Raw genomic sequence first — 16,753 nt, 5'->3', positions numbered from 1 at the left:
ACCCTTCTTATTTATCTTTTTTGCCATTGTGAAGTTCGGTTACGAAGTGCTTTCGTTCCCCATTCATATACAACTCTTACTACAATATTTGTAACAACAATAAGTATACTCATTGCAGCTGCTGGTGCTACATTTCCTGCATCATCCATGTTTACAATTGATACAGCAGCTAGTTTAAAATCAGCTGCGTATAGGAATACGACTGCCGAAACAGTTACCATTGAATTTACGAAGTAGTACATTACCATTTCTAAAATGGCTGGTAAACACATCGGGACCGTAACTCGAAAGAATGTTTTATAAAATGGAACGCCCATTGACTGGGAAACAAGTTCAAACTCTCGATCTAATTTCTTTAAAGCCGTCGTTGCCGTAACAAATGTTACAGAATAAAAATGAATGATATTGACTAGTACTAGCACAACGATTGTTCCGTATAGAGAGTGAAACGGGTTCGTTACGGAAAGTCCAAAGATTTGTATGGTTGGTTGACTAAAGAAGAAGACATAGCCTAACCCAAGCACTAAACCTGGTATCGCTAAAGGAACGATAGAGAAAAAGTAACCTGCTTTTCGGAAAAATTGTAGCTGATTTATTTTCTCAATCGCATAAGCGAACATAAATGTTAAAATCGCTCCAATAACCGCTGTAATTGCTGAAACAATTACACTATTTTTAAACGCCTCAAGTCCATCTCCTGTTAAACTAGAAAAATTAAAATGCTCAAATGTAAAACTCATATTATATGGCCATACTTTCACACTTGCAGCAATACCAACTGCCACAAATAATAGAATGATCATAAGCGTTACTACGCTACAATATACGAATGAAATAATATCTCTTTTTTTATTATTGATTATTCTGTAAGGTACTGATTTAGAAGATAAGAGATTTGCCTGCTTTCTTTGCGTAATACGATCAACTGCAAATGCAAAAATAGCTGGGATTAATAAAATCATCCCGACAGTTGCACCCATCGGCATATTTTGCTGTCCAATTACTTGCTTATATACGTCAGTAGCAAGTACATTATATTGTCCACCAACAATTTTTGGTGCCCCAAAATCAGTGAAACTAAGTGTAAACACAACGAACATCGCACTAATTAATCCGTACTTTACACTAGGTAAAGTAACAGTGAAAAATTGCTTTGTTTTACTCGCTCCTAACATATTAGAAGCTTCATATAAACGATAATCAGATCCTTGAAAAGCAATTAATAATATAAGAAATGCTTGCGGAAATGTATACATGACCTCAGCCATTACAATTCCTACTGGTCCATATAAAGGGATTTGTATCCCTTCAAACAAACCAAACATTCCTTTCGTTACTAACCCTTGATTACCAAATAAATATGTCAGTGCGATACCGTGCATCATCGTTGGTGCGAATAGTGGTAACAACGCGACATATTGAAATACACGCTTCCCAAACACATTCGTACGAGCAATTGCATAGGCGTAGGCGAAAGCGAGTGTCACTGCAATAATTGTTGTCGCACCCGAAATCCATATCGTATTTTGTAATGATTGAACTAGCGTTGGTGTTGTGAAATATTTACTGAAATTCGCAACACCAATGAAAGCTCCATCTTTATCGTAAAAAGCTTGTGTAAACAATTGTAATAGGGGTAATACAAGCATGATCAAAAAAGCAAGAAGCATACCAATAATTAATAGTCTTTGTATCCACTCTTCTTTACCAATACGTCTCTTAATCTTTTTTTTCGTACTTCCTACCTTGAAATTTTCTAACATCTCCATCTATACAATGACCTTCTTTCCATATGACAACATATGATTTTCTGAGAAAGAGATTTGAATCGGCTTTCCTTTTCTAATAGCGGTTTTTTCTACTTCTGATGCCAATATATCCACTACAATTTTCTCGTTATAAAGATGTGTTTTTTCTTCTACGACTCGCACTTCTGTCCGATATACAGATCCACGGAATTCCATACTTTCCACAACCGTTTTAATACCATCATTTTGTACAACTGTTACATGTTCAGGACGAATTGCATGTTCTTCATTATTTTTCGAAAAGAAATTAATAGAACCAATAAAATCTGCTACAAACGGATTAGCTGGTCTTTGATAAATCTCCTCTGGTGTTCCAATCTGCATAATTTCCGCATGATTCATTACAACAATTTTATCGGCCATCGTTAATGCCTCTTCTTGATCATGCGTGACCATAATAGTTGTTACTCCTACTTTTTCTTGCAAATCACGCATTTCTCTACGTAACTTTTCACGTACTTTTGCATCTAAAGCAGATAACGGCTCATCGAGTAACAAAATATCCGGAGACAGAGCGAGCGCACGTGCAAGTGCCACTCGCTGCTGTTGTCCACCAGACATTTGAGCAGGGTATTTATCTTTTACATTCAGTAAATCAACTAGTTCTAACGCCTCTAGCGCTTTCTCTTTTACTTCTGCTTTTCCATATTTTTTTGTCTTTAAGCCGTATTCAATATTTTCAAGTGCTGTTAAATTCGGAAATAATGCATACGATTGAAACACCATTCCGAAGTTCCTCTTTCCAGGAGGTAATGCTGTAATATCTTTTCCAGCCACAGCTATACTACCTGTTGTTGCCTCTTCTAGCCCTGCTAAAATTCGAAGCAATGTCGTTTTCCCACAACCACTTGGGCCTAATAAACATACAAACTCATTTTTTTTCACAGTAAAAGAAATATCTTTTAACGCTGTAAATGCACCAAACTGTTTTTGAATGTGTTGAATTGATAAATATTCGCTCATTTTTTCTCTCTCCCACTCACTTACTTTTTCGGTTCTGCTTTTTGACCAAACTCTTTTTCCCATTTTTCTAAAATTTTGTCACGATTTTCTGCTGCCCACTTAAAGTCATTCTTTTTGTATAACTTTTCTGTTACGTCTTTAGGGAATCCATCTGGAAGTTTATAATCATTTTTAATTGTCGCAAATCCATTTTTCTCGAAGTATAACTTCATTACATCATCAGTAATTGCCCAATCTAAAAATGCTTGCGCTAATTTTTCATTTTTTGCGTTATCTTTTTTAATAAGTGCGTTCGCTTCTACTTCCCAACCTAATCCTTCTTTCGGTAACACTACTTCAACTGGTGCACCTTTTTGTTTCTCTTTTAAAGCACTATAAACCATTGATACACCAACTGGATATTCACCTGCGCCTGCTAATTTCGCTGGTTTTGAACCTGAATGAGTATAAGTTGCCATATTCTCATGAAGTTTCTTCATGTAATCCCAGCCTTTATCTTCACCCATAATTTGTAACCATGCAGAAACTGTTAAAAATCCTGTTCCAGAAGAAGCCGGATGTGGCATAACAAGCGTTCCTTTATATTCTGGTTTCGTTAAGTCTTCGTATGATTCTGGCATCGGTAAATTTTTCTTCTTTAATTCTTCTTTATTTATAGCAATCCCCGTCATAAATGCCGTATTACCTATCCATTTTTCTGGTTGCTTATCATCTTTAAATTGCGGAAGAACACGATCTGCCCCTTTTGGAGAGTACCCTTTTAACATATCTTTTTTATCTAAAGCTAATAGACTAGACGCTGCCGTTCCCCATACAACATCTGCTTGTGTATTTTTTCCTTCAGCTAGCAATTTCGCTGTAATAACTCCAGTTGAATCACGAACAATGTTCAGTTTTACATCTGGATACTTCTGTTTAAAAGAATCAAGATAAATTGGTACAAGTTCTTCTTCGATCGCTGTGTAAACAGTTAATGATCCAGATAATTTATCATCTTTCACTTTTGCCCCAGCACTTTCTTCTTTCTTTGCACCACACCCCATTAATAACGAAAATACCATTCCAGTTGCTACAGCTTTAAAGATTGTTTTTTTCACTGTCTCTCTCTCCTTTTACAAATCTTATGTACAATTCAAATATAAACAACTAGTGTAAAAGCAGTATTAAACCAACATTAATCTTTTGTTTGTTGTTTGTTTTTGTGTAATACGTTGCTACTTCTATGTTTTTTCGCATTTTTCTGCTAATAATGAACCCTAAATTTACAAATAATTAAAAAAACCTTTATATTCCCACAAAAAAATGAGGCGTTTGTAAAAAACGCCTCATTTTTGTTTACCTTTTTTTGAATTACGATTTGCATACTTCGCGCTATTCTCTCCTTCATACTCTAATGCAAATTCTGCATCTGGTAAGCTTTCTTTCGGAGTTTTATTATTATTGATTGCCGCATTTTGTTTCACTTTTCTTTTTACCAATACATTCACCTGCTCTCAAGAATTCACTTTCTACTCTAGTTTGAAGCAAACTGAAATAATTATTACTGGCAAGTGTTAACAAGTACATAAGAGCTACTAGCTGGAAATACTACCTATGAAGAAAGCATTAGAAAAGGAGCGATTATTTTGAAGAGAAAAGATAAAATGCAGTCACCCATTTTAGATGAAACGCTCCCGCATCAAATGAATTTTCCATCTTTTAAAGGAACAGGAAAGAAGATGCAACAACCTTTCATCAATCAATATGACGTCGTAATCGGAGACAGTAAGTATGATTCCGAGAATAGTCCACTTCACAATTGGAGTGATGAAGTGGATCCTGCCATTATGGCTGGAGAAGAATGGATTCATCCTACAAATGATATTGGGTGGATTTCAGAAGAAAATCAAGAGTTGCTAAAAAAAGAAGTAGATAATAAGAATGATACTTTTATGCATCCGCAATTTGGCATTAACGACTAAAAAACCATTCTACCTCACATAGGTAGAATGGTTTCATACTATCCAATAATAATTCTCTCTTTCGGATATTTATAGCGAGGTGGCTGTTCTCTTCCGCCACTAGCTAGTATAAATGTTAAAATACCGACACGCCCGATAAACATAAGTACAATGAGCACAAGTTTACCAACAGTTGTTAAATCTGGCGTAATACCTGTCGATAGTCCTGTCGTCCCGAACGCAGAACACACTTCAACAATTAAACTCATAAGCGGTACATTTTCCGTAATAGATAAGATAAATAGTGCTGTAGCACATAATAAAATCCCCATCGTCATAACGACAGATGCTTTCAGCACGTCCTCTTCATGTAGCTGACGTTTGAAGACTCTAACCGTTCTCCCGCCTCTTGCAAAAGTGTATAGCGATAATATGCTAACAGCAAATGTTGTTGTACGTATTCCGCCCCCAACCGAACTTGGCGATGCCCCTATAAACATTAATATACTCATAAATAAAAGCGTCGGTTGTGACAATTCACGTATATCCATTGTAGCAAGTCCACCACTTCGCGTCGTCACAGATTGGAATAATGTATAGAAAACTGTTTCATGCCATGATTTCCCCGCTAAAAACTGATTTCGTTCTAGTAAAAAAATCATAATTGTTCCAACGATAACGAGTGCAAAAAATGTTGTCGTCGTCAATTTTGTGAATAATGAAAAACGAAATAGTTGTTGTCTCCTTTTACTAAGAAATTGCTTTATTTCCATTAGCACTGGGAAACCGATAGCTCCTAAAATAATAAGTAACATATGAATCATTTGAACAATATAATCTTTTTTATACGGAATTAATGATTGCCCTGTTAAATCAAATCCACCGTTCGTCGTTGCACTAACGGCCGCAAAGAAACCGTGGAAATAAGCTTCTTGCCAAGTCGGAAAGTAAAGTAGAAATCTTGTCCCTAACAGTATCGCTCCAATAAGTTCTATTGAAATAATTACAATTAAAATAGAACGCATCAATTCTACAAGACCTGATAAATTCCCTTGATTATGGTCTGCCATAATTAATCTTCTTCTCTGCAAACCAATCTTTTTTCCCGTTATAATCCAAACGAACGTACCAAGTGCCATAATTCCTAAGCCGCCTAATTGCAAAATAAGGGCTAAAACAATAATTCCTGCCGTAGTAAATGTATCTGAAATTGTAACAACAGATAATCCCGTAACACTTACCGCACTAACGGATGTAAATAAGGCGTCGATAAACGTCCATTTCACACCATCCTTTGTAACAAACGGTAAACTAAGCAATATCACCGATACAACTACTGCTAATAAATAAAACAAAACAATGAGTTGTACAGGACGTAATTTTTGTAAAAACTTTTTTATATCTCTCATTCCATCACTTCGCTACCTTTTTTCTATCGATTAAATAAAGAAAAATCTTCACTTTCTTTATTTGTAAATAACTGCTCAAATAATTTGGCAAATACCATTCCATACACAGTTCCATTACCTCCATACGGCAATGCGTAAAATAAATTATGTATTTTTTCGTCTTCTTTTAAAATAGGGAGACCATCATGACTACCGCCAAATGCTGCCGCCCAATAGTACTCTGCCTGTATATTCTTATACTGCGGGAACATCTCTTTTACAATGTTAATAAGGATATCGCGTTTATGCAATAACTTCGTATCACCAATTGCTTGAATTTTCATTGCCTCATCTAATCCACCTATAATAATGCGTTTTTGATACGTTCGAAAATACAAATAAGGACGTGCTGTTTCCCAAATTAATGATTGCTCATGCCATCCCTCAAAATGATCTACCTCATTTGTCACAACTGCATATGATGTTTCCACTGTTGTATTTTTTTCTTTCTTGCCAAAAAGCGCTTCATAACCTGTCGCCATAATAATATTCTTTGTTACAATTTGATTTCCTGTTTTCGTATAACAAATTAAATCACTTTGGCGTTTTTTTATATGTATGGCCTCTGTATGCTCATATATAGTAGCACCCATTTGATTTGCTTTATGCAAAAGACTATGCGCTAATAAATACGGATTCACCTCGGCATCACCGTTTGTATATAATGCCGCTTGTTTTGTAAAAGAATAGCGCTCTTTCACATCAGTTTCTGTAAAATACTCAACTGGAAATCCATAATTATGTAACGTATTATACTCCTCTTGTAAAAATGAAACATCCTCACTTTTACTTGCATAATATAAACTACTTCGCGGAATAAACTGGGGATCAATATCGAGAGTCGGTACAACTTGCTCCATCGTTCGTAACGCTTCATAACAAAGCTTATATGCTCGTACCCCTTTTTCTTCACCAAATGTATGGATAATTGTGGTTAACGATTTATCATTTGAAAATTGTAGTAAACCTGTATTAGCAGCTGTGCTGCCGCAAGCGATCGATCGCTTTTCAATGAGCGTGACACGCATTCCAATTTTCGCTAACGAATACGCTATATGAGCACCTGCTTCTCCGCTTCCGACTACAAGCACATCACATATCATATCATTTTCTAACGATGGATAACAAGGTATAGAAACTCCCGTATTCCAAAACAACTTACCAGTCATAAGTTTCATAATAATTCTCCTAAAATATAAATTTCTCCTCTCTATGGTTTGTTATTTCTCATAAAAAAATCCAACTAACATACGCTAGTTGGATTTTTTTATTTTTAATTAGAACGCTCTTCTAGCCAATTTCCAACCGTCGGATATGTTTGTTTTACCGCTGTTCCACCGTAAACGATAGACATATGTCCCGTCGGTAAACATACATATTGTTTATCTGTGCTAGAAATATGATCTAGTAACGCTTCTACTTGGCATGGCAGAGCGATATGATCACGTTTCGCAGAAATATTTAAGACATTCGCCTTAATATTTGCAAGGTCTACCTTTTGTCCGCGAATAACGAGTTCACCTTTCACTAATTTATTATTTTGATAAAAATCACGAATCCATTGTCTATAAGATTCACCCGGGAATGGAATACCGTCACCAACCCACTTTTGAACTAATTTCCAACTTTCGACGAAGCGCTCATTTTCTGAACGATCGAGTAAAGCGACATATGGACCTACAAAGTTTGTGATTGGTTTTAACATCTTATTTCCGAAATCAATCATTTCTGGCGGAATATTTCCGAATGTATCAACCGCTTTATCTAAATTGAAGTATTTCTCATCTAATAAAGGACCGTATAATCCTGTTTCAGAGAAATCAAAAGGACTTGTCATAAAGATTAAGTTACGAATTGGCATGTGCGGATGAAGTGCCGCATAAATAGAAGTTAGCGTTCCACCCATGCAATAACCAAGTAAAGAAATCTCGTCCGATTTTGCAGTTCGCATTACTTTCTTCACTGCTTTTGCAATATAATCAAACACGAAATCATCAAATTTCAAATGACTATCTTCTAAACCAAATGTGCCCCAATCAAGCATATACACATCAAAACCACGATCTACTAAATATTCCACTAAACTATTTCCTGGAGTTAAATCCATAATATACGGTTTATTAATAAGCGCATATATTAATAAAATTGGAACTCTCTGTGTTTTTTCTTGTTTTGGAATGTAACGATACAGCTTCGTCTTATTCTTCGTCCAAATAACTTCTTTCGGTGTTAAACCAACTTGTGGTTCTGGTTCGCGTAATAAAACTTCGCTCGCTCTTTTCACACGACGATATGCTTTACGATATTCTTCTGGGTACAACTCCAATTGCTTTTCCCATTCCGTTACGAATGTAGTCATTTTTCTATCTCCTTTTCGGTCGATTTCTTTCTAAAAAAAAGAAGTGCATTCCTGCTATGGATATGCACTTTTTTCTTACTTCATTACATGTATAATCCACCGTTAATGTTTAATTGCTGACCTGTGATATATGCACCATCACGGCATAGGTATACTACACCTTTTGCAATTTCATCAGCTTGACCAAAACGTTTTTTCGGGATTTTCGCAACGATTTTTTGACGTACTTCTTCTGGTACTTCTGCTACCATTTCAGTATCAATAAATCCTGGGCAAATTGCGTTTACAGTTACATTTGTTTTTGCAAGTTCTAACGCTAATGATTTTGTAAATCCTAACATACCTGCTTTCGCTGCTGAGTAGTTTGTTTGTCCAAATCCACCAGCTTGACCAATAATAGAAGAAATACTAATGATTCTTCCTTCTTCTGCTTCCGTTATGTATGGAAGGACAGCGCTTGTCGTATTAAATACGCTACTTAAGTTCACGTCAATTACGCGCTCCCAATCTTCACGATTTAACTTTTTGAATGTACGATCTCTTGTAATACCAGCATTATTAACAAGAATATCAACTTTACCAAAACGATTCACAGCTTCTTCTACAAGTCGGTTTGCATCTTCTACTTTCGAAACATCCGCTTGAACTGCATAAACGTCATGTCCTTCTTTTCCTAATTCATTTACTAAGATTTCAGCTGCTTCTTTACTGCTATTATAATTAATAACTACTTTAGCACCCTCTTGTGCTAATGCTACTGTAATTGCTTTTCCAATTCCTTTTGCCCCACCTGTTACGATTGCTACTTTTCCATTTAATTGAACCATTTCTTTTCCCCCTTAAATGAATTTGTGAACGATTGTTATGAATCATTTTGGTACTCATATGAATAGAGTCCATATATTAATTATGTTTCGTTATTTATACATGAAAAGGAGATTCTCCCTATCTCTCTTACACGTTATAAACAAACGCTTTTATCATTTTTTATTTTCCGGCTTATTCGCAGGCTTTACTTCTTCTTTTACAGGTACTTGTAGTTTAGCTAGTACCGCATTTTGCTTTTCTAGCAATTCTAAAATTTGATCAACTTTCGTTTCTAACGTACGCATATCCTGTTTTACTTTCGTAACATCACGCTTTAATGTAGGAGCTTGTCCTAAAGAGTCTACTTTCTCCTCTAGAAACTCCTCGATGTTATCTACTTTATTTTCCAAGTTAATAACAAGCGTAGCCACCCTTGCAATATCCTCTTTTGTCGGCACATTTACTTGTTCTAAATAGCTTTTTGTCGTATCATTTAATGCTTTTTGATAAAACAAATTCAAATCTAGAACGCTGCCCATCCAAGCAGAATATTCTTCTGTTTTAATTGTTTCATTGAGCGCTTTTCCCCAAAATGTTTCGGTTTGTTCATAAGCATTCTTCCATGCTTGTAGTGGATCGAATTTTTGATCAATCACTTTACCTACACTCCCTTTTTTGTTTTTGAAACAATTCAACCTATTCACTATTTTCTAATATTCTGAATAAAACTTCAAGTCTATATTTTATTTTTCTTTATTTTCCAATAAATGTGTTGACATTAAAAACAGATAGGTGTAAATTGCACTTATAAGCAAAAAATTCCATCTTACTGATTCATGAGGTGATGCACAATCATGCTACAAAATGAACCAGAACAACGCGAAAGTTTGGAAAACAACCAAGCGAAACAACCAAACTCCATGCCAAAAAACTTCTTAGTTCCCTTCTTACTTCTCTGTCTAAAAGACTGGAGTCTTCATGGTTACAAACTTATTCAAATGCTAATGGACATCGGCTTTTCTTCTGTTGACCAAGGTAATGTGTACAGAACATTGCGCAAGTTAGAAAAAGAAAATCTCATTTCTTCTACTTGGGATACAAGTGAAGGCGGGCCAGCGAAACGAATTTATTCTTTAACAGAATATGGAGAGCAATATTTAACAACATGTGCGACTTCTTTTGAACATTATCAAAATATGTTGCGGACGTTTTTTACGTTATACACCAATGCATTCTTTCCATTTTCTACTTCTCCAGAAAAGGATGAAAAGGATTCTTCATCTTCACCTGGTGGTACAGCAGAGTAATCTGCGTTCACAATATGCAAAAAAACATTTGGAGGTCAAACAATGGAAACTAAGCCATACGAATTAGTCGATGCATTTTGGAAAAACTGGTCTCAATCTCTTTCCCTCTTCTCTTCAGCTGGGAAACAATTAGAGCAACTTACTTTAGAAACATTAAAACAACAGCAAGACGCTTTGCATAAATTAACATCAGGAGTAGATGAACTAGAAAAAGAACTACAACAATTCACTGCTCAGTTCAATAACCAATATACAGATTACGTGAAGCAATTAACTGGAAACTCCTTAAATGATCAAATTAACGAGTGGCAAGGGAAATGGAATGAACTTTCTACTCAAATGCACCAACTTACTGTTTCTCCTACGAAAACATCTTTGTCTATTCTTACTCAAACTAGCGGTCAATTTGAAGAAACAACAAAACAATTTATTGAACAACAACAATTACAACGTGAAGAGGTTCAAAAACAGTTAGAAGTTTTTTTGGGAGAGTTCAAGTCCAAACAACTAGAACTCGCAAAGCAGTTCGAGGAAAACTCAAAAAATTTATTTACTTCCATCAAGTAAGAAAAATGTGGGAGCTAACTGCAGCACAAACAAAACTCTTTCTTCCTCCTACTACAACAAGATGGCTGGCATTTTTCGATATGGAAAAGAAGGAGGCCAAAATGAATCCATTTCAAGAAGCACAAACTGTTCCAGAGCTTCGTTATGATGAGATTCAAGTCGGTGATCAAGCATCCCTTACAAAAACGATTACGGATGAGGACGTTATCAATTTTGCAAAATTAACTGGAGATGTGAACCCTATTCATATTTTAGATTCTTTTGCAAAAACGACAATGTTTAAAGAACGTATTGCTCATGGCATGCTCGTTTCCAGTTTCATTTCGACGATTCTTGGTACGAAACTCCCTGGCAAAAACACGATTTATTTATCTCAAAACGTTTCATTCCGTGCTCCTGTCAAAATCGGCGATACACTTCGCGTTGTGGCAGAAGTTATAAAAAAACGGGACGATAAAAAAATCATTACGTTACAAACAAACATATACAACCAATCCGATGATGTTGTCGTGGAAGGTACAGCGACAATACTGAAAAAAGAGTAGCAAATTTGCTACTCTTTTTTCTATCCAATAACTTCTAATCACACCGATTACTTCCGCGTATGAGTACGCCCGTTCCACATAAAATAACGTTACCAGTTTAGATAAGTACTTAGCTGAACTGGACTACTCATAAGGATGTGTATCAACATGGTAAAAACAAACAAATTACTAGTTCCAGGTGCGGAACAAGCACTTGAACAATTTAAATATGAAATCGCACAAGAATTCGGCGTAAGCTTAGGATCTAATACAGCATCTCGTTCTAACGGTTCAGTTGGCGGTGAAGTAACGAAACGACTTGTTGCTTTAGCTCAACAACAATTACGTGGATAATACTATAACATATGGCTTAGAGGCAGATATTCTCTGCCTCTTTCTATTTTTAACATACCTAATCGTGCTTTTTCACATACTAGTAAGAGCAAACTGAAAGGAACGATATATAACATGAAACGGATTAACATTAGCATGAGTCCTCCCCGCGTTCTTACTTTATCTTTCATTATGTTATCCATTGTGGGCACATGCTTATTAAAGCTACCAATTGCTACAACAACGTCTATTTCATGGCTCGATGCTTTATTTACAACCGTTTCTGCTTGTACGGTTACAGGGCTCGGTGTTGTGGACACTGGGAAAGTATTTACCTTATTCGGCCAATGTGTCATTTTAACGCTTATACAAGTGGGCGGACTTGGCATTATGAGCTTTGCCGTTTTAATTGCGATTATGCTCGGCAGAAAAATCGGTCTTCAAAACCGAATTTTACTACAACAAGCGTTAAATCAAACAAATATTGGAGGCGTCATTCGTCTTGCCAAAGCATTATTTTTATTCTCTTTTACAGTCGAATGTATCGCTACTTTGTTTCTCTCTTTTGAATGGGTACCAAAATACGGGATTGCTAAAGGGCTATATTATAGCTTTTTCCATTCAATTTCAGCCTTTAACAATGCTGGTTTTTCTGTGTGGAGCGATAATTTAATGTCGCATTCTCATAGCATTCTTGTCAATCTTGTTATTTCCTCTCTCATCATTTTAGGCGGGATTGGTTTTACAGTAATCGTAGATATAAAAAGAAAGAAAAACTTTAAAAACCTTACTTTACATTCAAAACTTATGCTTTCTTCTACTCTAATCGTCAATATTATTGCTACCGTGTTTATTTTTATATTCGAGTTCCATAACTCCCTTTCTATGAGAGGGTTTACTCCCTTTGAAGAAGGAATGGCCGCTTATTTCCAGGCCGTTTCAACGCGAACTGCCGGGTTTAATACGGTTGATATTTCCGCATTATCCAAACCTTCCCTACTATTAATGATGCTCCTTATGTTTATTGGTGCCGGTAGTGCTTCAACTGGTGGTGGAATTAAGTTAACGACATTTTTAATTATGTTTTTTGGCGTATTTAAATTTTTACAAGAACAAGATGATATTGTCGTATTTAAAAAATCTATTAAAGATACTCTCATTGTCAAATCATTAACCATTACTATTATTTCCATTTCATTTATCTTTTTTGCTATTTTAATTTTGAGTATTACTGAGCGTGTTCCTTTATTGATGAGTGCTTTCGAAGTATTTTCAGCATTTGGTACTGTTGGTCTCAGTATGAATTTAACTCCCCACTTAACTATGATCGGAAAAGCTATTATTATCTTTATGATGTTTTTTGGGAAGATGGGACCTTTAACACTTGCTTTTTCATTTGCACGTAAAAAGAACCGGAAAATAAAATATCCGAATGAAGATATTTTAACTGGTTGACAACCGTATAAATTATCCATATAATGAGAATACAATAGCATATCTCCAAAGGGGAGTAGCGTCCAAGAATACTTCTTGGAAACAAAGTCGTCATTACGTAGAACTTAGTTCTTCCGGCTTTGTTGGCATTTTCATTACATATGTCTAGCAAGACCTTTGCCTATTAACGGCAGAGGTCTTTTTTGTATTCATTACCAAATTCTTCCAAAGTTAATAGGCAGGAGTATGGGGAAACTAAATAGTGGGGAAATTCTTCACTTATTTAGTACTTATAGAAATGAGAGGAGAATGTACATGGATGTATCATTATTATTGGAGTATGGTTGGGTATTACTCATCCTAATTGCACTAGAGGGGATTTTAGCAGCTGATAACGCTCTTGTTCTTGCAATTATGGTAAAACATTTACCAGAAGAAAAACGTAAGAAAGCACTATTTTACGGATTAGCGGGGGCATTTGTTTTCCGTTTCGGATCGTTATTTATGATTTCTTTCTTAGTCGACGTATGGCAAGTGCAAGCAATCGGTGCCCTTTATCTTATGTTTATCGCTGGTAATCACTTATTTAAAACGTATGTTAAAAAGAATACGGATGAAGAAACAGAAGAAAAAGAAGCAAAGAAAAAACAAGAGAATTTTTGGTGGACTGTATTTAAAGTTGAGGTTGCTGATATCGCCTTCGCAGTTGATTCTATTTTAGCTGCTGTTGCATTAGCAATGACTTTACCAAAAACAGGCTTAGGTACAATTGGTAGTCTTGATACTGGGCAATTCGTTGTAATCTTTGTAGGTGGACTTATCGGATTAATAATTATGCGATTTGCAGCAACTGCTTTCGTACAAATCTTAAAACGTAAACCAGGACTTGAAACTGCAGCATTCTTAATCGTAGGTTGGGTTGGTGTGAAATTAGCAGTTTATACATTAGCACACCCTGCATTAAATGTAATTCCACATTCATTCCCAGAATCTACACCATGGAAGCTTACATTCTGGATTGTATTAGTCGGAATCGCAGTTGGCGGTTGGTTCTTCTCGAAAGAAGTAGAAGTAAAAGTAGAAAAGAATTTAGACGAAAAAGCGCTGTAATTACAGCGCTTTTTCTTTTTCCTTTCTCCCTCTCAATGTCCAGAAAAATTTCTATTATACTATCTTTTGTAAACGTTTTCTTAATGTATGTATGTCCTTTTTGTGAAACATTGCACAAACTTATTGAAACTATGACCGAATCCATGTACTTTATTCATATAAGGAGTATTTATAGATGATGTATTAAAGGAGCGTATTACTCATGCTAGAACAAGGATTAGATTATGTTGTCAAACTGGCTAAGAGCAAAAAACAAATGCTAGATACAAACCCGATGCAATATTTCATTCGTGCCGCACTTGCGGGTATTTATATCGGTTTTATTATTGTACTATGTTTTAAATTAGGTAACTTTTTTCACATTGCAGATTCACCAGCAACTTATTTAGCGGCTTCTATGTTTTTCGGAATTGCCCTTGTCCTTATTATATATGGCGGTGCTGAATTGTTTACTGGAAACACAATGTACTTCACTGTAGCAACTTTAAGAAAAGAAACAACGATTTCTGATACACTTCGTAACTGGGTCGCTTGTTATGCAGGGAATTTAGCTGGCGCTTTATTCTTTGCCTTACTATTTTATGCAACTGGAATTTTCGAAGCAATTGATCACGGGCATTTCATGAATAAAGTAGTAGAAGGAAAAATGAATACACCTACAATGCAATTATTCTTTAAAGCAATTTTATGTAACTGGCTTGTATGTCTTGCTTGTTTCTTACCTTCTCAAGTGAAAGGTGATACAGCAAAAATTATGATGATGATGCTACTTGTTTTCACATTCTTCTTATCTGGTTACGAGCATAGCATTGCAAACTTATCACTGTTTGCCTTATCTTTAGTTTCACCGCATCCGGAGACAATTTCTTTTGCAGGTGCTATTCATAACTTAATTCCTGTTACAATCGGTAACATTATTGGCGGTTCCGTATTTGTCGGTATGGTTTATCATTACTTAACAAAGAAAGCACCTACTGTTGAACAGGAAGAAACTGAATTAGCAGCAGTTCAAACAGAGGAAATCATTCCTTTACAAGCCCATATGAAACATTAAAAACTCCAAAGTTTTACTTTGGAGTTTTTAGCTCCCCACATATTTAACAATAAGGTGAGGATTAATTTCCCCTTCTTCCTTTCCCTTATTAATCCTCTGTTTCATCTTGTGCATACCGCTGACATCATTCGTATGAAAGTGCATTTCATTTACATATAAACCCTCTTTACAAAAAGCATCTACAAAATCTAACCCGCTTTTTTCTCCCCATCCCATGTTAAAATCAAGGGAAAGAATATTCACATTATAATCCCGAACTATTTGCAAAGCACGTTCTACTGTAGTTACGAGCACATACCCGTATGGACAACTTCTTTGATCATCCATATATAGATTCATGTTCTATCCCCTCTCTATTTTGCATACGTGATCAACATGTAACATATTGCCCCAAGGCTAATAAAAGGACCAAACGGAATTTGAGTCCTCATTTTCACACGCTTTAATACGAGACCAACTCCAAAGAAACAAAGACTAAGGCAAGAGGCTAAAAATAAAATCATAAAAACCCCTTTCAGTCCCACTATAAATCCAAGTAGCGAAAGTAATTTTACATCACCTCCCCCAAGCCCTTCTGGATATATCTTTTGCATGCAATATAACAAAATGAATATAACGCCACTACCAACTATACTATCTGGCCAAGTGACTAACGGTACAAAAATACATTCTAAAATGAGTAAACAGGCAAACCAAGCTAAAATACGATTTGGGATTAACATATATATGTAATCTGTAACTGAAATAATAAGAAGTAATGAAAAAAGCGATAAAATGATAATAAGCTCTCTTTCCACCCCGATCATATATACCGTAAGAAAAAATATCATTCCGGTTATAAGTTCAAATACTACGTACAAAATTGAAATTTCATTCTTACAATTCGTACAACGTCCCCCTTGTATACAAAAAGAAATAATTGGAATCAATTCTTTTGGCTTTAGCACATACTTACAATAATGACAATGTGAACGAGGGACAATGATAGACTCCCCTAGTGGAACTCTCATCGCAATCACCATAAAAAAGGAACCAAACACCATCCCCACTAACAATGCATATACATAAGTGAACATCCCTTCCTCTCCTTTCCAGAAGA

19 protein-coding genes and 1 riboswitch are annotated in these 16,753 nt (G+C 35.6%); of the genes, 8 read left to right on the top strand and 11 right to left on the bottom strand.

Features of this window, described 5'->3' with window-relative positions; genetic code table 11:
• Nucleotides 1-11 precede the first annotated feature (11 nt).
• From VF726_RS01065 to VF726_RS01050, 4 genes are all read right to left on the bottom strand, one after another.
• Complete coding sequence (locus VF726_RS01065) at nt 12-1,769, bottom strand: putative 2-aminoethylphosphonate ABC transporter permease subunit (RefSeq protein ID WP_440165220.1); 1,758 nt, start codon at nt 1,767-1,769, stop codon at nt 12-14.
• Nucleotides 1,770-2,771, bottom strand: a complete 1,002-nt coding sequence (locus VF726_RS01060; protein ID WP_440165218.1) for a putative 2-aminoethylphosphonate ABC transporter ATP-binding protein — start codon at nt 2,769-2,771, stop codon at nt 1,770-1,772.
• 20 nt (nt 2,772-2,791) lie between these two features.
• On the bottom strand, nt 2,792-3,868 hold the full coding sequence (locus tag VF726_RS01055) for a putative 2-aminoethylphosphonate ABC transporter substrate-binding protein (RefSeq protein ID WP_440165216.1): 1,077 nt from the start codon (nt 3,866-3,868) through the stop codon (nt 2,792-2,794).
• A 228-nt stretch (nt 3,869-4,096) separates the two neighbouring features.
• Nucleotides 4,097-4,249, bottom strand: coding sequence for a hypothetical protein (locus VF726_RS01050; RefSeq protein ID WP_000240799.1), 153 nt, complete (start codon nt 4,247-4,249; stop codon nt 4,097-4,099).
• A gap of 147 nt (nt 4,250-4,396) precedes the next feature.
• On the opposite strand from VF726_RS01050, the gene VF726_RS01045 reads away from it, so the two are divergent.
• Nucleotides 4,397-4,732 carry a DUF3905 domain-containing protein gene (locus tag VF726_RS01045; RefSeq protein WP_440165213.1) on the top strand — a complete coding sequence of 112 codons (336 nt, stop codon included), beginning with the start codon at nt 4,397-4,399 and terminating at the stop codon, nt 4,730-4,732.
• A gap of 38 nt (nt 4,733-4,770) precedes the next feature.
• Here the strand turns inward: VF726_RS01045 and VF726_RS01040 are convergent, their stop codons facing one another.
• The 5 genes from VF726_RS01040 to phaR all read right to left on the bottom strand — a co-directional run bounded on the left by VF726_RS01040 (nt 4,771) and on the right by phaR (nt 9,981).
• Entirely contained in the window at nt 4,771-6,120 is a 1,350-nt protein-coding gene (locus tag VF726_RS01040; protein WP_440165211.1) for a TrkH family potassium uptake protein, read from the bottom strand.
• A gap of 23 nt (nt 6,121-6,143) precedes the next feature.
• Entirely contained in the window at nt 6,144-7,337 is a 1,194-nt protein-coding gene (locus VF726_RS01035; RefSeq protein ID WP_440165209.1) for an NAD(P)/FAD-dependent oxidoreductase, read from the bottom strand.
• Nucleotides 7,338-7,432: 95 nt separating this feature from the next.
• Nucleotides 7,433-8,518, bottom strand: coding sequence for a class III poly(R)-hydroxyalkanoic acid synthase subunit PhaC (gene phaC / locus VF726_RS01030; RefSeq protein ID WP_000206842.1), 1,086 nt, complete (start codon nt 8,516-8,518; stop codon nt 7,433-7,435).
• A gap of 83 nt (nt 8,519-8,601) precedes the next feature.
• A complete protein-coding gene (locus VF726_RS01025) occupies nt 8,602-9,345 on the bottom strand; it encodes an acetoacetyl-CoA reductase (protein ID WP_440165206.1) in 744 nt (247 codons plus the stop codon).
• Nucleotides 9,346-9,498: 153 nt separating this feature from the next.
• Nucleotides 9,499-9,981: a polyhydroxyalkanoic acid synthase subunit PhaR gene (gene phaR, locus VF726_RS01020; RefSeq protein ID WP_000566958.1), complete on the bottom strand. Its 483-nt coding sequence runs from the start codon at nt 9,979-9,981 to the stop codon at nt 9,499-9,501.
• Between the two features lie 198 nt (nt 9,982-10,179).
• Here phaR and phaQ point away from each other — a divergent pair, with 198 nt between their 5' ends.
• The 7 genes from phaQ to VF726_RS00985 all read left to right on the top strand — a co-directional run bounded on the left by phaQ (nt 10,180) and on the right by VF726_RS00985 (nt 15,654).
• Complete coding sequence (gene phaQ, locus VF726_RS01015) at nt 10,180-10,632, top strand: poly-beta-hydroxybutyrate-responsive repressor (protein WP_440165204.1); 453 nt, start codon at nt 10,180-10,182, stop codon at nt 10,630-10,632.
• Nucleotides 10,633-10,674: 42 nt separating this feature from the next.
• Nucleotides 10,675-11,199: a polyhydroxyalkanoic acid inclusion protein PhaP gene (phaP, locus tag VF726_RS01010; protein ID WP_075308595.1), complete on the top strand. Its 525-nt coding sequence runs from the start codon at nt 10,675-10,677 to the stop codon at nt 11,197-11,199.
• Nucleotides 11,200-11,300: 101 nt separating this feature from the next.
• Nucleotides 11,301-11,744 (top strand): MaoC family dehydratase, encoded by a 444-nt coding sequence (locus VF726_RS01005; protein ID WP_440165201.1) that lies wholly within the window; start codon nt 11,301-11,303, stop codon nt 11,742-11,744.
• Nucleotides 11,745-11,891: 147 nt separating this feature from the next.
• Nucleotides 11,892-12,077 (top strand): alpha/beta-type small acid-soluble spore protein, encoded by a 186-nt coding sequence (locus VF726_RS01000; protein ID WP_000241212.1) that lies wholly within the window; start codon nt 11,892-11,894, stop codon nt 12,075-12,077.
• 114 nt (nt 12,078-12,191) lie between these two features.
• On the top strand, nt 12,192-13,511 hold the full coding sequence (locus VF726_RS00995; protein WP_440165198.1) for a TrkH family potassium uptake protein: 1,320 nt from the start codon (nt 12,192-12,194) through the stop codon (nt 13,509-13,511).
• Nucleotides 13,512-13,549: 38 nt separating this feature from the next.
• A riboswitch (yybP-ykoY riboswitch) is annotated at nt 13,550-13,715 on the top strand.
• Between the two features lie 90 nt (nt 13,716-13,805).
• Entirely contained in the window at nt 13,806-14,600 is a 795-nt protein-coding gene (locus tag VF726_RS00990) for a TerC family protein (protein ID WP_440165196.1), read from the top strand.
• A gap of 202 nt (nt 14,601-14,802) precedes the next feature.
• Nucleotides 14,803-15,654 carry a formate/nitrite transporter family protein gene (locus VF726_RS00985; RefSeq protein ID WP_440165194.1) on the top strand — a complete coding sequence of 284 codons (852 nt, stop codon included), beginning with the start codon at nt 14,803-14,805 and terminating at the stop codon, nt 15,652-15,654.
• A 27-nt stretch (nt 15,655-15,681) separates the two neighbouring features.
• Here VF726_RS00985 and VF726_RS00980 read toward each other — a convergent pair whose 3' ends face one another.
• Together VF726_RS00980 and VF726_RS00975 are read right to left on the bottom strand one after the other, a co-directional pair.
• Complete coding sequence (locus tag VF726_RS00980) at nt 15,682-15,993, bottom strand: cyclic-phosphate processing receiver domain-containing protein (protein WP_440165192.1); 312 nt, start codon at nt 15,991-15,993, stop codon at nt 15,682-15,684.
• Between the two features lie 14 nt (nt 15,994-16,007).
• Nucleotides 16,008-16,730, bottom strand: a complete 723-nt coding sequence (locus tag VF726_RS00975) for a prepilin peptidase (RefSeq protein WP_440165190.1) — start codon at nt 16,728-16,730, stop codon at nt 16,008-16,010.
• Between the last annotated feature and the right edge of the window lie 23 nt (nt 16,731-16,753).

Source organism: Bacillus sp. Brlt_9 (genome assembly GCF_051948935.1).
Classification (GTDB): Bacteria; Bacillota; Bacilli; order Bacillales; family Bacillaceae_G; genus Bacillus_A.
Note: the sequence above shows the minus strand (reverse complement) of the source record. Positions and strands in the feature narration are given on the sequence as shown.